The sequence below is a fragment of the Bacillus cereus group sp. MS39 genome (assembly GCF_040448665.1).
GTDB lineage: Bacteria > Bacillota > Bacilli > Bacillales > Bacillaceae_G > Bacillus_A > Bacillus_A wiedmannii.
The window spans coordinates 2,135,561-2,151,948 of sequence record NZ_CP123058.1; the positions used below are offsets into that span (position 1 = coordinate 2,135,561).

Below are 16,388 nucleotides of genomic sequence, written 5' to 3' on the forward strand. Positions count from 1 at the left end.
TCACCATACGGCTGGGGGATGAAAACGAAATGGATGTGAAATATAGACCTGAACCATGGCAAAACATGGGAGATGGTATGAATCGAATTACAAAAGATACACTCATAAAATTACGGCACGCAAATGAATTATTGAAAAAAATTGATGGAAGAATACGAGATTTAGACTCAGATGGTAGTATACATTTTAACCCAAAAGATCAATCGCAAAAAATCGGGGAATTACTCGAGAGCTATTCGATATTACAAAAATATTGCGGAGAAGCAGGGCGATTGGTCTCTGAACATATAGATAAACCTTTTTTAGTAGAAATGGATAAATTCGCTCAAAAAATGAGAGATACATCTATTCTCAGTTTCAAAACAGATAACCGAATTGGCTCCACAACAACGACAGTATTACCAGATGCGCATGCAGGGTACGGAAGTGTACCACAAACAATAAAAACAAAAAAAGATAAAATAACAATAGAAGATATTTTTAAAGATTCACCTGCATTTGATAACGTACTGAGAGAGGAATACAAAGAACTAAAAAAACAAAATCCGGATGCAAAACTAAATTATGAAGAATACAAGAAAGTAGTCCCATCCACACGAGGATTTGAATACAAATCGATAGAAGATGAACAGAAAAAACTAGAAATGGTGCGAGACATAGGAATAGGCGTAGGAATCATCATCACAACAATCCTTTGTCCACCACTCGGGGCCGCTGCCGCAGTAGTATACGGAGGTGTACAAATAAAAAGCGGTATCGACGGAGAAGACTGGGGAACACATAGGAAATTGAGCCAAGAAGAGCGGGTAGGAAACATCATTTTTGGCGGATTAGATGCCATCCCAGTTGTTGGAGCAGTAGGAAAAGGAGTAAAAGCATTCAAAGGCACGAGTGAATTAGCTGATTTAGCGAAATTATTAAAATTCAAAGAAGGAATGCCTGGTTTTAATCCAAATTTGGGTAAAAATGTGGTACAATCGCTTAAGGAAAATAATCTATTAAAAAATTTAAAAATACAAGGCTGGAAAACCGTAGATAAGATTAATGATGCGGACTATTTCATTAAAGGTCTAGTAGCAAAAGGTGTGGACGAAACAACCGCCTTCATTAGAGGTGAAGAAGTATTACTTGATGGAAGCGTACGTAGATACGGTGGAACGAACTTCAGTGAAAGCGTAAAAGAAGCCCATGATGCCTCAAAGGCGAGTATTCAGAGTAGGATCTCGAATTTGGAGAGTGGTGGGGTTAAGGGTACTGGTAATAGAGAGGCTGAAGTTCCACCAGCCTTCAAGCAAGAGGAATTTGCCAGTACATATGAATCAAGATTCAAGCAAACACCCGCAGAAACGAATTCAAATGTCGTTTTTGAAGGGGTTAGAGGTGAGTCTTTATGTACCCTAAAACCACCACCAGATCCTACGTTACAGAAAATCTTAAATGAAGCTGGTATTAATGGAATTGAGTATAAAAATGGAGTTCCTGATTTTTCACCAGTAGCAAAAGCGCAATTTGAAATTGAATACATGTTAGGCGGGACCGGCAAGCACGGAACAAAAGCTAGAACTATTAATTTTAAACAAGCAGATCAAAAGTTGGCTGAACAGCTTAACAATTCACCAGAGTTGGCAAGCAAATTTGGAATGACTCCTGGGAAAATTAAAGCGGGAGACATTGCAGATTATCGAGAAGAATACAAGTTAACGTGGCACGAATTAAATGATGTGAAGACTATCCAACTTGTACCATCAGAAATAAATGGCAAATTTGGGCATCTTGGCGGCGTAGGAGAGATAAATGCAGGAGCGTTTAAGCCAGGGGAATTTGCCAATAAATAGAAAGGGGAAAATTTAAAATGAAAATAAATGATGAAGTTTTTGGTGAGCTTGAATATGATTATGTCTGGAGTAGAGATACTACCATTGAGTTTTGCGGCAAAGAAGCCGATATTGCTTTGATGATAGATGGTGAAGAAGATGGTGAATTTAGTGAAAAACAGTATGCTTCGTATAATTCTTTAATACAAAATTGGGGGCATCTTCAACAAAGTATTTTGCAACCAATTTTAGATTATTACAAGCAAAAACGACATGAGCTTGGGTATGATGTTTCATATAATGAAAATTATCCTTTAATTGAAACGATTGATCAGCTTCTTGAAAGGATCAGGCTAGTGGGGATTTATGTCCCATCTGCTAGACGCTTTGAAGGCAGATATATTGGACTAACATTTGACTGTACATGGGACATGGAAAATGGGTTAGGTATTCGTCTAATAAATGAAGAAGTAGCTAGGGTAGGATACCAAGATGTTGCAATTTAAGCATTACTATTTGTTATAAATACACATAACAGAGTATGAAAAATTAGTTCGTTTTGGAAGTTAATGAAAAAACAGTAGAGATAGGTACTAGAAATCTCTGCTGTTTTTTTATGCAAATGGAAAAATTAATCTTGAAGGTTATTCCTATCGTACATACCATTGAGGTCTTTTCCTAAAGATATTGAATTTGTAAATCCATCTGATAAGGGTACGGGTGAAGTTAATAGGCTTATTCCCAGTACTCCCGGAAAGGTGACAGGAGGAAGTTCTACAAAACTGGGGAAAAATATGTTTGAAGAAATGGGTTTACCTAAAACTACAAAACGAACTCCTTATGAAGCGCAACATATTATTCCTAAGGAATTTAGAAGTCATCCTGTATTACAAAAAATAGGTATGGACATGGACGATGCTTCAAATGGATTTTTTCTTCGAGTTCCAGATGCTGATGTTAGTGCAACTTCTAGACATAAAGGATATCATGCAGTTTATAGTAATTTTGTGAGGGGAAAATTGGATGAAATAGATATTAGGCAAGATATATCTATAATAGAAAAATAAGTTTTTGAATTGCAACAAAAGTTAAGACTACTTCAAGAAAAGGGATTACCACTATACATGAAGGGTAATTATCTTGAAAAAGAACTTAAAAAGATTAAAGAAATTGGATTGGAACAATACAAAATAGAAAGAATGGACAAAGAGGTTGCGACCCTTGTATGGAAAAGAGGAGGAGGGGCAACAGTTGACCTTTGGGAAAGGTGGTATAATAAGTAATGAACTATGGTGAATTTAATAATTTAGTTGAAGAGGTAATTCAGTTCTCGAAAAAATTCCAGAGCGAACTTACTAATAATATTTCCAATGAGATTGTTATTATTAATGATATAAAAAAAGCAGAGCATTTAGCTTATGATGAGCTTTTTGGCGAGGATGAGTATAATTGGAAAGATATCAGAGAATTGGAAATGAGTGCAGTTTGGGGTATTTATTACGCAATGCCAGAAAATGAAAAGCCTAAAGGATTGGAAGAATTATTAGAAATTATTGCTGATAATGTGAGAAGAAGCTCATTTAAATATAGTATATTTTATAACGATGTTGTAGCTGACCTTACTAATTGTGCCATCAATAGAGCGATAAACGGAAAGAGTAGTTCCTTTTTTGAAGAATTGTTTGAGATATATCAACTCGGTGCTTTTCCTTGCGGTTGGAATGGTGATTATCCAGAAGGAAAAATTGTAGCGTTTAAATTAGATTAATGAAATTTGTCAAGACATGCAGGGTACCATACTGTAATTATCAAATGATTGTATGTATAAACCTAAAGTGACTAACGACTTATAAACCTAGAAAACACTTGAACTTAAAGCACTTGATTGTCTATGATAGGCAACAAGTGCTTTTTTAATTGAAAGGTATGCTATAAATTTAAAGAAATTATTTTTATGAATTAAAGCTAACGAAAATTACCAGTATTATATAATTGAAAATACAGTAGCAAAAGGTGTGGACGAAACAACCGCCTTCATTAGAGGTGAAGAAGTATTACTTGATGGAAGCGTACGTAGATACGGTGGAACGAACTTCAGTGAAAGCGTAAAAGAAGCCCATGATTCCTCAAAGGCGAGCATTCAGAGTAGGATCTCGAATTTGGAGAGTGGCGGGGTTAAGGGTACGGGTGAAACTAAAGGTTTTAAGTTTAGTAGCGAAACATATTCTCATGTAGAATATCAGGGGAGAAGGGTTTACCAAAGGAATGATATTGATTGGAAGATGGTTGATCCTAATACAGGTCTTTCAAATTTAGAGAGGGCACAAATGGGATGGGCACCTTTAGGGAAGGATGGTAAGACCATTAATTTGCATCATATATTACAGCAAGAACCAGGACCAATGGTAGAGATTCTTCAAACCGTACATCGGAAAAATTATCGAATTCTGCATGGACTTTTAGAAAAAAATAAGTTTAAAAGGATTAAGCCTCTTGATAAAATAAGTTTAAAGGCTAATAAATTTATAGATGAAATTGTGGAAATTAGAAAAGAAAGAAAGAGAATAAAAAGACGAAGTTTCAGGAGCGACCCAGAGTTAGATAAACAATATAATGATTTTCGGGAACAGTACTGGAAATGGCGGTCAGATGAATATGTTAAGAAGTTTGATATATAAGGGAGGATGGTACCTTTGAGTAAAGAAACAGTTATTGAGTTAATAAAGAACGCACCAAAAAAATTTTTTGTTGGAGCTTTAGATGATAACAAAATTAATAATATTGAGAAGAAACTTGATGTGAAGTTACCAGATAGTTACAAATGGTTTTTGAAGGAATATGGAACTGGAGGAGTTTTTGGGGTTGAAATTTTCGGAGGTGGACTTCTCGATGTTCCAACTTGTGTAAGAGAAACTGAAGAATGGAGAGAATACGGTTTACCAATGGAGTTCGTTGTAATCCAGAACTATGGAGCAGGTGTGTATTGTCTTGATACTTCACGATTAGTCGATAATGAGTGTCCAGTTATTGACTGGGAGCAAGACGAAGAAGATGGAATAAATGAATATAAAAATTTCTATACATTTTTGGTAGAGAAGTTTTCAAAATAATTCATTAAACCTTGATTGGGTATTGGTCACTCAACCAAGGTTTTTTATTTAATTTCATTCCATTTTCTTAATATCAGAATGTTAAAAAAGTAAACTTGATGTGTTTTAAAGACTCAGCCTGCATGCAAGTAGTGAAAAATATATATCTATCTTATGATTCAAGCGGTTATAGTGTTCTGTTGATGGTAGTGAGGAAGAATCTGATAACAATAAAGATTTTAAGGGTACGGGTGAAGGCGGCAGTACTGTAAGTGAAGTTAAAACATTTGTGGACAAAGGAAAACATTTTACAAATGGAAGAAAAAATAGATTAAAGCCTAATATTAGATATAAAACGGGAGAGTATGATTACTTTTATGAAACAGATAAATTAAAATTAACTGATAGAGAAAAGAGATTATCTCATAGTAAAAATACGTTAGGAAAAGTAAAAGGGCAAGACCATGCAGGACATTTGGCAGGTGATAGGTTTGGAGGATCACCTAAAATTGATAATTTGGTATCGCAATTATCTGATGTTAATATGAAGCAGTATAAGAAAATTGAAAATGAATGGGCTGCAGCTTTGAAAGCAAAACCCCCTAAAGAAGTAACAGTTGATGTTGAAATAATCTATCATGGCAATGATATGCGTCCGAAGGAATTTATAGTTAATTACTCGATTGATGGTAAGGCGGACTTCAGAGTTATTAAAAATTGATTTAAGGAGTGAAAAAGTAGTATGAAAGAATTTGAAGATAAATTTAGTGAATTGCAAGCAGATATGATATCTATATGTATGGAATATATTGAAGATAGGGCGGATAAAGTGTACGTTTATGCTTCGCGTGAGGAAGGAATTATTTCGGGAAGTTTCTTTTATTGCATTAACAATAAGTATGTAGAACGTCATAAAGTAAATGATGCATTGGAAGATGAAGACGGAAGATATGATGTGTCTACCAAAAGACAGTCTATGGTATTGCGCATTATATGTGAAGATATTGAGAAAATTGAAGAATTATGCAAAGAATATGAGCGTGACATGCCAACTGAGATGAAATTGATATATGATGTTCATAGTGGCAAGTTTAAAGCTCAATATAAGTATGATTTAGTATATACGAATGATGAAGTTAAAACAGCTAGCCATATTGCTGATGAGTGGTTTGAGGAAGTGAAAAATAATAACCTTTAAAAAATTTATAGTAATAGATATATTTAAATTGAATTAATAACTCATGAAAGTTTTAGCATCCATTTGTAGAATAGTATTTGCATACAAGAGTGACAAAGTATTGCTGTAATTAGTTTAAAACATATTATGAAGTATACAGGGAAATAATGGGATGTTAGAGAATACGTACTTCATGATGGTTGTACCATCATAGAGTATTACGTGCAATGATAGAATAGAAAACGAAGTATGAGCTTAGGTAAGATGACATTTTACTTGGTGGCCAATATAAACACATGGATTGTATATTAAACTAACGAACTCGTACAAACTCGTAAGTTTTAACGTAGTAGTTGTTACCACATATAAAAGGTGTCAAACTGTTACTACAAAACTTACAAATTTATGCTATTTAAAAATACATGAACTTAAAGCACTTAATTGTCTATTTGAGGCAACAAGTGCTTTTTTAATTGAAAGGTATACTATAAATTTATAGAAATTATTTTTATGAATTAAAGCTAACAGAAATTACTAGTATTATATAATTGAAATTAAACTAGCAAAAGGTGCGGACTCCGTATCCCCAATCTTTAAAGGTGTAGAAATACTGCCAGATGGAAGTGTCGTTAGATCTGGAACGAACTATAGCGGGAAATTCCAAGAAGCCCATGATGCCTCAAAGGCGAGTATTCAGAGTAGGATCTCGAATTTGGAGAGTGGTGGGGTTAAGGGTACGGGTGAAGTTAATAGGCTTATTCCCGGTACTCCCGGAAAGGTGACAGGAGGAAGTTCTACAAAACTGGGGAAAAATATGTTTGAAGAAATGGGTTTGCCTAAAACTACAAAACGAACTCCTTATGAAGCGCAACATATTATTCCTAAGGAATTTAGACGTCATCCTGTATTACAAAAAATAGGTATGGACATGGACGATGCCTCAAATGGATTTTTTCTTCGAGTTCCAGATGCTGATGTTAGTGTAACTTCTAGACATAAAGGATATCACGCAGTTTATAGTAATTTTGTGAGGGGAAAATTGGATGAAATAGATATTAGGCAAGATATATCTATAATAGAAAAACAAGTTTTTGAATTGCAACAAAAGTTAAGACTACTTCAAGCAAAGGGATTACCACTATACATGAAGGGTAATTATCTTGAAAAAGAACTTAAAAGGATTAAAGAAATTGGATTGGAACAATACAAAATAGAAAGAATGGACAAAGAGGTTGCGACCCCTGTATGGAAAAGAGGAGGAGGGGCAACAGTTGACCTTTGGGAAAGGTGGTATAATAAGTAATGAACTATGGTGTATTTAATAATTTAGTTGAAGAGGTAATTCAGTTCTCGAAAAATTTCCAGAGCGAACTTACTAATAATATTTCCAATGAGATTGTTATTATTAATGATATAAAAAAAGCAGAGCATTTAGCTTATGATGAGATTTTTGGCGAGGATGAGTATAATTGGAAAGATATCAGAGAATTGGAAATGAGTGAAGTTTGGGGTATTTATTACGCAATGCCAGAAAATGAAAAGCCTAAAGGATTGGAAGAATTATTAGAGATTATCGCTGATAATGTGAGAAAAAGCTCATTTAAATATAGTATATTTTATAACGATGTTGTAGCTGACCTTACTAATTGTGCCATCAATAGAGCGATAAACGGAAAGAGTAGTTCCTTTTTTGAAGAATTGTTTGAGATATATCAACTCGGTGCTTTTCCTTGCGGTTGGAATGGTGATTATCCAGAAGGAAAAATTGTTGCGTTTAAATTAGATTAATGAAATTTGCCAAGACATGCAGGGTACCATGCTGTAATTATCAAATGATTGCACGTATAAACCTAAAGTGACTAACGACTTATAAACCTAGAAAACACTTGAACTTAAAGCACTTGATTGTCGACTACAGGCAATGAGTGCTTTTTTATTGAAAGGTATGCTATAAATTTAAAGAAATTATTTTTATGAATTAAAGCTAACGAAAATTACCAGTATTATATAATTGAAAATACAGTAGCAAAAGGTGTGGACGAAACAACCGCCTTCATTAGAGGTGAAGAAGTATTACTTGATGGAAGCGTAGGTAGATACGGTGGAACGAACTTCAGTGAAAGCGTAAAAGAAGCTCATGATGCCTCAAAGGCGAGTATTCAGAGTAGGATCTCGAATTTGGAGAGTGGTGGGGTTAAGGGTACGGGTGATAGTAGTAAGACAAACCCAAACAAAATTAAGCTAACTCCGGAAAGAGAAAAATACTATCGAATGAAAATAGATGAAGCCAAAGCGCGAGGGGATTATAAGGAAGCAGATAACATTAGGTATAATCGTCATTGTGAAGAAACAGAAGAGCCTTTAGAACGTAAAGAGTGGGATGTTAAGCGTGAAAATTTAAGGAAAAGTCAAGAGCGTGGAAGAGAAGAAATAAAAGGGAGAAAAGCTTTGGGAGAACACCTAAATCGTACATTAGAGGACAATAACTCTGGCAAGGTTGTTACGTATACATCCAGTGAAGGGCATCTTACGCGTCCGGATAGTATAGGTCGTAATGCTAAGGATGAAATCGATTTAGTTCATGATCACAAACACAAAATAAGTGACAAAGAACACGTTATTCATAATGACAGTCAAATGCTCGAAGATAAAAATGGAAGTCATATTGTGACAATATCAAGTGATAAACCCGATTTGAATGGGATTCCTCCTCATCCAAGACCAAGTGGGCCTTTAGCGAAAGAGAGTGACATTTTCTATACTGATCCAAATAGTGGTAAAGTAACACATAAGTGGGAAGCGCACCCAGATATCCCTGGTGGAGGTATATGGATAAAAATATAGATAAGTATGTAACTTTACTTTTTAGTATTAAGGAGGATTTAAATGAAACCTAATTATTTTACAATTGCAATGTATCCTACAGTATCGATTAATCAGGAAGAGATACTAGTTCGTCTTTTGAGCGTGTTTGATTCGAATGAAAAATTTGCTCCTACTCATTGGGGTAACAGTGAAACCGTACGGGTAGAATATAATCGTGAGGAAATTCTTGAAAAGGTGATTTTGGAACGTAAAGTATCAGAAGTACACTTATATCGTGATAAAGCAGTGCACTATAGAGGAAGCTTTAAAGTTAACTGGAGTCATAGGTCATATCTTGAGTTTGAGTTTCATAAATCAATACCTAAAAGTTTATGGTCTGCTTTTTTTGAGTTATCCGATCAAATCGCAGAAATTGTAAAACCACGTTTTGGGGTGTCGCAAATTTTTTGGAAAGCGTCTTATCCATGGAATACGGAACGTGAACGGTTACATATGTGGATGAATATGTCTGCCTTACCTATACCGGTAAGGTTTCTTCCTAACGGTCCTTTGGGGGTAGGTGCTAGAACATATTTGAGTGGTCATATTTTAGACATGTTTGATAAGGAATTATTACTAAATAGCCCAGCTGTCGTATCAGAGCTGGATTGGGGTGGGATTTGTATAGACCTTTTACAAAATCCATTAGAAGCCGATATAGATATGTTACTTGATAGTTGGTTACATGTGATGAAATACTTAGAACCAGCTCAAGTAATGGCCATGCCAAGTTTTCATGAAAGTCGAATGGTTGTAACTTATTCTCCAAATGTTGCTTGGAAGGAGTATCTGGAAAGTTAAATGAAAGGAATTTGTAATCATGGATGAGAAAAATAATGATAGAATAAGAGTCATGGAAATATTAAATAGATCTCAATACAATGATGAAATTATAGATGGGCTATATATGAGTGATTTAGATCTTACTTTTTCAGATTTGTCAGAGGTGATGGCAGAGGGTATCATGGCAAAACAAGTCCATTTAAGAGCTTCTTCACTAATGAGAGCATCTTTTTTTGATTGTGATTTTGAGTTGGCTGATTTCAGGAGCTATAATTTAGAGGAAATACATATTGCAGATTGTAGATTTGGTGAAGCTAATTTCTCTAAAGCCAATATGAAATATGCAAAGATAAATATAAGTAGTTGTTTTGAAACATGTTTTGATGAAGTTGATTTTTCATATGGAGAATTAGTTGGAACGATATTAAATCATGCTACTTTTCGACGAGCAAATTTATATAAAATAGATGCAAAACAGGCCGACTGTACGGGAACGGATTTCAGCAACGCGAATCTTACAGAAGGTAACTTTGAAAAAGCATATTTAGAAGATGCTAATTTATCAGAAGTAAACGCTAGAAATGCAGATTTTACTGACGCAGATTTAACGGGAGCGACCCTTTTAAATGGTGATTTTACTGACGCGAATTTTACCGGTGCTAAACTTGACAATGTAGTTTGGACAGGAGCAAAGGTAGAAGGAGCTAAATTTGATGAAAATGTGAAGGAACAAATCTTAAAAATGATTTAAATATGATGGGGATTATATACATTTGAGCACTCGAAAACCTATGATTGGTAGCGAGTGCTTTTTTCGTAGAGATTGATAAATAAGTGAAAATCAATATAGATTATTTTTAAGGATTGTTAGATAGATTAAGTCGGGAATATTATATAATTGAAAATACAGTAGCAAAAGGTGCGGACTCCGTAACCCAAAACTTTAAAGGTGTAGAAATACTGCCAGATGGAAGTGTCGCTAGAACTGGAACAAACTATAGCGGGAAATTCCAAGAAGCCCATGATGCCTCTAAGGCGAGTATTCAGAGTAGGATCTCGAATTTGGAGAGTGGTGGGGTTAAGGGTACGGGTGAAAGTGGAATTCCTCCTAGGTACGGTGAGAGAGAGATTACAGATGAAGAATATAAAGCATTAAGAAAAAAACACCGACAGCAAAAATAAGAAAACAAGTAAATAAAGGCCACAATAAAAAGATAGAAACGGAAGATCAAGCTCTTCCTGGAAAAAATTTTATAGGTTCACTAGAAGCAGATCATATTGTGTCTATGGACAGAATTGCAAGTATGGATGGTTTTGGTAATTTAACAGAAAAACAACAGTTAGAAGTATTAAATAACCCAGAAAACTTTACAGGATTAAGTAAATCTGTAAACACTTCAAAGCAATCTAAATCGTATGAAGAATGGACACATTATAAAAAGGGAACACCAGATGAGATAGAAGTTAGTCCTGACTTTAGGAGCAAGATGATTACAAGAGAAAAACAGCTTGAAAGAATATTGCAAAAACAAATTGATGATTTTAACAAAGAATAATATAAAATAATATTAAAAAGGATGGGAAAAAAATGAGTTCTAAGTTAGATATATTAAGAGAGTATAATGAAGATATTCAATTGATTAATGCAAATGAATTTAAGAATATAAACGCATCTTTAATTCCTGATTTATGGGTGGAAGTATTTAGTGAACATGATAGAGAAAAGAGAATCAAGAAAATTTTAAGTATATGGAAAAAATATGTGAATAATAATTTATCTAATACTATTGCTTACTTATCAGAATACCTTGAGGATATTGAACTGATGGTAAGTGAGGACACCTATTCAATCTTGTATACAATAAAAAATCAAGGTGGAGAAGATTTATATTATGAAGGAAGAAATCCTAAAGATAGTTTTAATAATGAGGAATTAGAATCTTCATGGAGAGAAATTCCTGAATCTATTAGGGACTTTTACGAAAATGTTCATAATGGATTTTATGATTACACAAGTGAATCGATGGGATTGATGCCATTAGAAGCTATAACTTACTTTGGGGATGATGACTTAGAGTGGGGGATTATAGATGAATTGGAAGAACCGATAAGGGTTAATTTAAAAACATCTTTTGGATTCTTTAGTAATGGTATGGGGAGTTACATAGCTATAGATTATGAAAATTGTAAGAATAACAATGCTACTTTTTGGTCAGCTAAGAGTCAGCCTAAATATAATGTTCACTTTTGGAATTTTGTAGATGAATGGATTGTTATCGGTTTTGAATAAAAGGGTTTTAAAATTTTGCTACAAAGTCTATAAACTTAAAGAGATTTTTAGGTTTAGAAAACATTTCCCCCAATATGATTTAAAAGAATTATATAATGACACTTTATTACATCATCACATTGGTGGTGGAGGTCAAACTGTGGATGTACTCTCAAAGCTACATCCAGGTTTAGGAGGGATTCATAATGCTGAGAAAAGCGCAGGAATTTGGGGAAATGACCAAAAAATGCTGAACTATTAGAAAAGTGAAGGTGATTATTTTGGTAATGAAGGATGCTATGAGCAAATATTTTAATTTAAGAAAAGAATATTTTGATAAAGGGTTAGATTTTTTATTTAAAACGCCATATAACGAAGAAGTGGATTCATTTATATATCAGGGTGAAATGGGTGATGAAGAAGAGATTTCATGGAAACCTATTGAAAAAAATAATAAGAATGATTTAACGACGATTGAGGAAAGATTTGAAATTAAACTGCACACTTCAATTGATGATTATTTTAATTCTTATTGGTTTGCTGATTTAGATGGATTTATTGGTAATCATTATATTAGGCTAGAACCTGTATTACCAAATATTGAATTGGATTCCTTCGAAAGTAATTTAGAAGGGTATAAAAACAATCATAATAAGGTTGATAAGACTCCAATAGGTGTAGAAGGGAACGGTTTGATAGTTGTGTTAGATAATGTAAGTGGTAAGGTTGAATTGGAGGGTTTTGAACGAGGTTCGTTTGAAGCGCTTTCGGATAGTCTAGATGAGTTAATTTCTAATTTAAAGTTACAAAAATAATATACTAAGAACATTTATATGAAAAAATGTCTGATATGAAGTGTAGACCGAGTGTTAGATACAATTGGACTGCAGTATTTTATAGAAAGATATGATTAAGATCAAGCTAAGACCTACAAAATTTATGCTATTTAAAAAACATATGAAATTAATGCACTTGATTGTCTACTTGAGGCAAGCAAGTGCTTTTTTATTCGTGCATGCAATACTATAAACTTATTTTATATGAATTCAAGTTAACAAAATTTGCTAATATTATATAATTAAAAATAGATTAGCAAAAGACATGGACAATACCCCATTCTTCATAAAAAAGCAAGAAACATAACTTAATGGAAGTACACGTAAATAGTGTGGAACGAACTTCGGTAGAAAGAGTAAACAATAAAGGAGATATGTAATGAAAATAAATGATACAGTTTTTGGCGAACTTGAGTTTAATAATTATGATTGGATTGGATATAAAAACATTGAGTTTTTTGGGAACGAAGTTAAGGTGGCATTAATAGTCAGGGGAGAAGATGATGGTCATTTTGAGAAAGAACAATATACGGCACATAACTTTTTAATAGAAAGATGGCTACAATTACAACAAAGTATTTTAGAGTCTATATTAGATTATTATAAACAAAAAAGATATGAACTTGGTTACGATGTTGAGCCTAACGAAAGTTATCCTTTAATAGAAACAGCTACTCAAATTCTTGAAAAAATAACTTTAGTTGGAATTTTTGTTCCAGATAATGATCTTATCGATTTTCTTGATATTGGACTTATATTTGACTGTACATGGGATATGGAAAATGGATTAGGCCTTTGTCTTATGAAAGGTGAAGTAACAGAGGTAGGTTATCAGGATGTTGTACTTTAAATTTTGAAGCCTATTTTTATAGAGACAATAATATTGTTTTATTATTCATTCGTAATAAACGAGCTGCAGCTTTAAAAGAAAAACCACCAAAAGAAGTAACAGTTAAGATGGATATTATATAATTTGGAAATGAATGGTATAAATCTGAAGTATATAGGATCGGTAATTTATGAAGATTAGAAGTTTAATGTAATAATAGGGATGGAGTAAAAATGACAATGATACAATTTAATTCTTATCATCAAAAAGTAGAGATAAAGAGAAATTTAGAACTTATGAACTTAGAATATAAAAAAATTAGAGAGTATGTAAATTTTGATGTATGTTCTTTTGAGCAATTAGATGAATTTCAAGTAGGATACAGCATTGACACCGATGGAAACTCCCTTGTAACCGATGAGGAAGATACTTGGGATGCAAATTGGATTGTTATTGCATATGAAACTATGTGTGGAGATCCAATTATTATTGATTTAAATGAGGAAGGGTACCCTATATCTTCAATCATGCACGGAATGGATAGTTGGAGTGGTGGCGATTTTCTTGCAGATTCCATGGAATCATTTATTAATTTTATGAAAGATATAGGTGATTTTCTAACTGAGCAACAAGTGTTAGAAGGTAAAAGAATGATAAAAACTAAAGAATTGGAAATATTGCTAAATGAGTTTTTGGAAAGAAATAAATTTACTGATTTTGAAATATGGCACTCTTTATTAAGTCCATTATTTGATATTGCAGAAGAATATGAGCAAACAATGGAGATAAAAGTAAAAAAGATGAAGGAAGAAGGAAAGAAAATAACGGAGATTGCCCACATGCTTAATATAAAACCTAAAGAAGTGTATGAGTATATTAAGAAAGTTTAATAGCAACTCTTCACTTTTAAGAGAATAATCAAGCGCGATGATGGAGCAATACAGGCAGAAAATGCTCGAATTCTTATAAAGCCGAAACAAAAAATCTGCTGAAGAAGAAACCATTTTGCTCAATCTTTTTTCAAAATGGTTTCTTTTTATTTATCGTAAAACTTAGGATTAAGAGTTGTTTTTGATTAGACTTTATTTCTATTGATCATATAAATATTCTTGAAGAAGTAGAAAGAGACCTTGAGATGTGTGCACTAAATCGTTTAGTAAATGGAAAAGTGGATAATTTTTATCCCGCATTAACGGGCAGTAAGACCCCCACCTCAAAATTCAGCGAAAACAAAGAAGTTAGGTGGGGGATCAACTGCCAGTAAAAGCCCGATTGGTTCAACTAATAATCAGTGGGTGATGAACAAAACCCCCACTGAAAAGGTATTTAAGGTGTATAAAATGGGAGGATGGCCTTGTGGATGGAAAGGTGAGTACATGAAAGGGGAAATGATTGTCTACTTACCAAATGAAAAATGAAGGCTTACATACCGACATACTTTATGAATTTCATGAAATCTATTGCGAAACGATTATAGAGAGATGACAGGCGATACGTTTAAATATCTTGATAGTTTAGGAGGAATTATTAAATGATTAATCTATTTAATATTCCAGATTTGATAGAAAAGTCAGCAGCGAGTGATATTGAAATCCAAGCAGTAGAAAATCGTATGAATGTTACATTACCTAATGTATATAAGGAATTATTGAGATGTACAAATGGCTTTTCAATCGGTAGTGGATTACTTATTTATGGTACGGAGCATATTGCAGAAAGGAACGAGGTTTGGGAAGTAGATGAGTATGCGAGGGGGTATGTCTCAATTGGTGATGACGGTGGGGGAAATGTATTTTTAATGGCTCAACATGCAGAGGAAAAAGAGGTGGTAGTAATTGATTCTGGGGACATGAATCCAAGCCATGCTACTGTAATTACCGCTGATTTTAAAAAATGGGTGAATAGTGGTTGTGTAAGTGAAATAGAACAGAAAACAATACATAAGTCATCTGATATTTGTAATATAGTGTTAGTGAAAACTCCTAGTGAAGGTTTGAAAGATTTAATAAGAATAAAGAACGTATTAGGGTTTGAGATTGCCGCGGTAGATTTGCTAAAGGGTTCAAAAAATCTTCCTTATATATTAGTAGAGAGATTTCCATACGGTAAGGCGAAAAAACTCATTGAAAAATTAGCAATTGATAGTACTATACTGAGTATAGAAACGACTGGAAAAAACAGTTAGTGTTAGAGGGTAACTTTCATACGATTAGAGAAATCGATATGGATCCAAGAGAGTAAATGGGGAGAGTTAAAAATGATTATAAATGATGCAGTTTTTGGTGAGATTGAGTATACATATGGATGGGTTAAGGACATTACCGTTGAATTTTGTGGAAAAGAAGTTGAAATAGCATTGATAGTGAAAGGTGAAAAAGACAGTAAGTTTGATGAAGAACAATATACTGCTTATAATTCATTATTGCAAAATTGGGAACAATTGCAGCAAGTTTTTTTACAAGCGATTTTAGACTATTACAAGCAAGAACGTCAACAATTAGGATATGATATTGGATTTAATGAAAACTATCCACAAATCGAAACAACTAATCAATTACTTGAAATGATAACTTTAGTTGGAATTGTTGTTCCATATGGAGATATTCATGAAGAGCGAGATATTGGGATAACTTTCGATTGTACGTGGGATACAGAGAATGGATTAGGAATACGTCTACTAAATGAAAAAGTAATTGAAGTGGGGTATCAAGACGTTGCTATTTGAA

22 protein-coding genes and 4 pseudogenes are annotated in these 16,388 nt (G+C 33.6%); all 26 read left to right on the plus strand.

Annotation, left to right across the window (positions count from 1 at the left end; genetic code table 11):
• Nucleotides 1-29: 29 nt before the first annotated feature.
• The 26 genes and pseudogenes from QEP67_RS11150 to QEP67_RS11275 all read left to right on the plus strand — a co-directional run bounded on the left by QEP67_RS11150 (nt 30) and on the right by QEP67_RS11275 (nt 16,387).
• The gene (locus QEP67_RS11150) at nt 30-1,835 is read left to right on the plus strand and encodes an HNH endonuclease (RefSeq protein WP_353706582.1); all 1,806 of its coding nucleotides are present in this window, start codon (nt 30-32) and stop codon (nt 1,833-1,835) included.
• 17 nt (nt 1,836-1,852) lie between these two features.
• Nucleotides 1,853-2,320 (plus strand): DUF2004 domain-containing protein, encoded by a 468-nt coding sequence (locus QEP67_RS11155; protein WP_000700052.1) that lies wholly within the window; start codon nt 1,853-1,855, stop codon nt 2,318-2,320.
• Between the two features lie 288 nt (nt 2,321-2,608).
• Nucleotides 2,609-2,881 (plus strand): AHH domain-containing protein, encoded by a 273-nt coding sequence (locus QEP67_RS11160; protein WP_002108037.1) that lies wholly within the window; start codon nt 2,609-2,611, stop codon nt 2,879-2,881.
• A 9-nt stretch (nt 2,882-2,890) separates the two neighbouring features.
• Nucleotides 2,891-3,097: a hypothetical protein gene (locus QEP67_RS11165; RefSeq protein WP_241033898.1), complete on the plus strand. Its 207-nt coding sequence runs from the start codon at nt 2,891-2,893 to the stop codon at nt 3,095-3,097.
• A complete protein-coding gene (locus QEP67_RS11170) occupies nt 3,097-3,582 on the plus strand; it encodes a hypothetical protein (RefSeq protein ID WP_098705060.1) in 486 nt (161 codons plus the stop codon). The genes QEP67_RS11165 and QEP67_RS11170 overlap by 1 nt, the downstream gene beginning before the upstream one ends.
• A gap of 247 nt (nt 3,583-3,829) precedes the next feature.
• A complete protein-coding gene (locus QEP67_RS11175; RefSeq protein WP_353706583.1) occupies nt 3,830-4,492 on the plus strand; it encodes an HNH/ENDO VII family nuclease in 663 nt (220 codons plus the stop codon).
• A gap of 15 nt (nt 4,493-4,507) precedes the next feature.
• Nucleotides 4,508-4,924 carry an SMI1/KNR4 family protein gene (locus QEP67_RS11180; protein WP_064057219.1) on the plus strand — a complete coding sequence of 139 codons (417 nt, stop codon included), beginning with the start codon at nt 4,508-4,510 and terminating at the stop codon, nt 4,922-4,924.
• A 268-nt stretch (nt 4,925-5,192) separates the two neighbouring features.
• The gene (locus QEP67_RS11185) at nt 5,193-5,624 is read left to right on the plus strand and encodes a DNA/RNA non-specific endonuclease (protein WP_353706584.1); all 432 of its coding nucleotides are present in this window, start codon (nt 5,193-5,195) and stop codon (nt 5,622-5,624) included.
• A gap of 21 nt (nt 5,625-5,645) precedes the next feature.
• The gene (locus QEP67_RS11190; RefSeq protein WP_353706585.1) at nt 5,646-6,101 is read left to right on the plus strand and encodes an immunity protein YezG family protein; all 456 of its coding nucleotides are present in this window, start codon (nt 5,646-5,648) and stop codon (nt 6,099-6,101) included.
• A gap of 286 nt (nt 6,102-6,387) precedes the next feature.
• On the plus strand, nt 6,388-6,579 hold the full coding sequence (locus QEP67_RS11195; protein WP_353706627.1) for a hypothetical protein: 192 nt from the start codon (nt 6,388-6,390) through the stop codon (nt 6,577-6,579).
• Between the two features lie 54 nt (nt 6,580-6,633).
• Complete coding sequence (locus QEP67_RS11200) at nt 6,634-7,383, plus strand: AHH domain-containing protein (protein ID WP_353706628.1); 750 nt, start codon at nt 6,634-6,636, stop codon at nt 7,381-7,383.
• Entirely contained in the window at nt 7,383-7,868 is a 486-nt protein-coding gene (locus QEP67_RS11205) for a hypothetical protein (RefSeq protein WP_097914999.1), read from the plus strand. The genes QEP67_RS11200 and QEP67_RS11205 overlap by 1 nt, the downstream gene beginning before the upstream one ends.
• A gap of 246 nt (nt 7,869-8,114) precedes the next feature.
• A complete protein-coding gene (locus QEP67_RS11210) occupies nt 8,115-8,924 on the plus strand; it encodes a hypothetical protein (protein ID WP_000344621.1) in 810 nt (269 codons plus the stop codon).
• 42 nt (nt 8,925-8,966) lie between these two features.
• Entirely contained in the window at nt 8,967-9,746 is a 780-nt protein-coding gene (locus QEP67_RS11215) for a hypothetical protein (protein ID WP_000804111.1), read from the plus strand.
• Between the two features lie 19 nt (nt 9,747-9,765).
• On the plus strand, nt 9,766-10,479 hold the full coding sequence (locus tag QEP67_RS11220; RefSeq protein ID WP_098953619.1) for a pentapeptide repeat-containing protein: 714 nt from the start codon (nt 9,766-9,768) through the stop codon (nt 10,477-10,479).
• 113 nt (nt 10,480-10,592) lie between these two features.
• Nucleotides 10,593-10,826: pseudogene (locus QEP67_RS11225) on the plus strand (hypothetical protein); the annotation flags it as partial.
• Nucleotides 10,827-11,014: 188 nt separating this feature from the next.
• Nucleotides 11,015-11,284 carry a hypothetical protein gene (locus tag QEP67_RS11230; RefSeq protein WP_002108047.1) on the plus strand — a complete coding sequence of 90 codons (270 nt, stop codon included), beginning with the start codon at nt 11,015-11,017 and terminating at the stop codon, nt 11,282-11,284.
• A 32-nt stretch (nt 11,285-11,316) separates the two neighbouring features.
• Nucleotides 11,317-12,018 (plus strand): superoxide dismutase, encoded by a 702-nt coding sequence (locus QEP67_RS11235; RefSeq protein WP_000095659.1) that lies wholly within the window; start codon nt 11,317-11,319, stop codon nt 12,016-12,018.
• A gap of 52 nt (nt 12,019-12,070) precedes the next feature.
• Nucleotides 12,071-12,259: pseudogene (locus QEP67_RS11240) on the plus strand (hypothetical protein); the annotation flags it as partial.
• 37 nt (nt 12,260-12,296) lie between these two features.
• Nucleotides 12,297-12,812, plus strand: a complete 516-nt coding sequence (locus tag QEP67_RS11245; RefSeq protein WP_002108052.1) for a SecY-interacting protein Syd — start codon at nt 12,297-12,299, stop codon at nt 12,810-12,812.
• A 400-nt stretch (nt 12,813-13,212) separates the two neighbouring features.
• The gene (locus tag QEP67_RS11250) at nt 13,213-13,683 is read left to right on the plus strand and encodes a DUF2004 domain-containing protein (protein WP_000700063.1); all 471 of its coding nucleotides are present in this window, start codon (nt 13,213-13,215) and stop codon (nt 13,681-13,683) included.
• 212 nt (nt 13,684-13,895) lie between these two features.
• Nucleotides 13,896-14,552, plus strand: coding sequence for an SMI1/KNR4 family protein (locus QEP67_RS11255; protein WP_000177841.1), 657 nt, complete (start codon nt 13,896-13,898; stop codon nt 14,550-14,552).
• 188 nt (nt 14,553-14,740) lie between these two features.
• Nucleotides 14,741-14,845: pseudogene (locus tag QEP67_RS11260) on the plus strand (cytoplasmic protein); the annotation flags it as partial.
• Nucleotides 14,846-14,978: 133 nt separating this feature from the next.
• Nucleotides 14,979-15,080, plus strand: a pseudogene (locus QEP67_RS11265) (cytoplasmic protein); the annotation flags it as partial.
• Between the two features lie 113 nt (nt 15,081-15,193).
• Nucleotides 15,194-15,847 carry an SMI1/KNR4 family protein gene (locus tag QEP67_RS11270; protein ID WP_000609056.1) on the plus strand — a complete coding sequence of 218 codons (654 nt, stop codon included), beginning with the start codon at nt 15,194-15,196 and terminating at the stop codon, nt 15,845-15,847.
• A gap of 72 nt (nt 15,848-15,919) precedes the next feature.
• Nucleotides 15,920-16,387 carry a DUF2004 domain-containing protein gene (locus QEP67_RS11275; protein WP_000586120.1) on the plus strand — a complete coding sequence of 156 codons (468 nt, stop codon included), beginning with the start codon at nt 15,920-15,922 and terminating at the stop codon, nt 16,385-16,387.
• Nucleotide 16,388 lies beyond the last annotated feature (1 nt).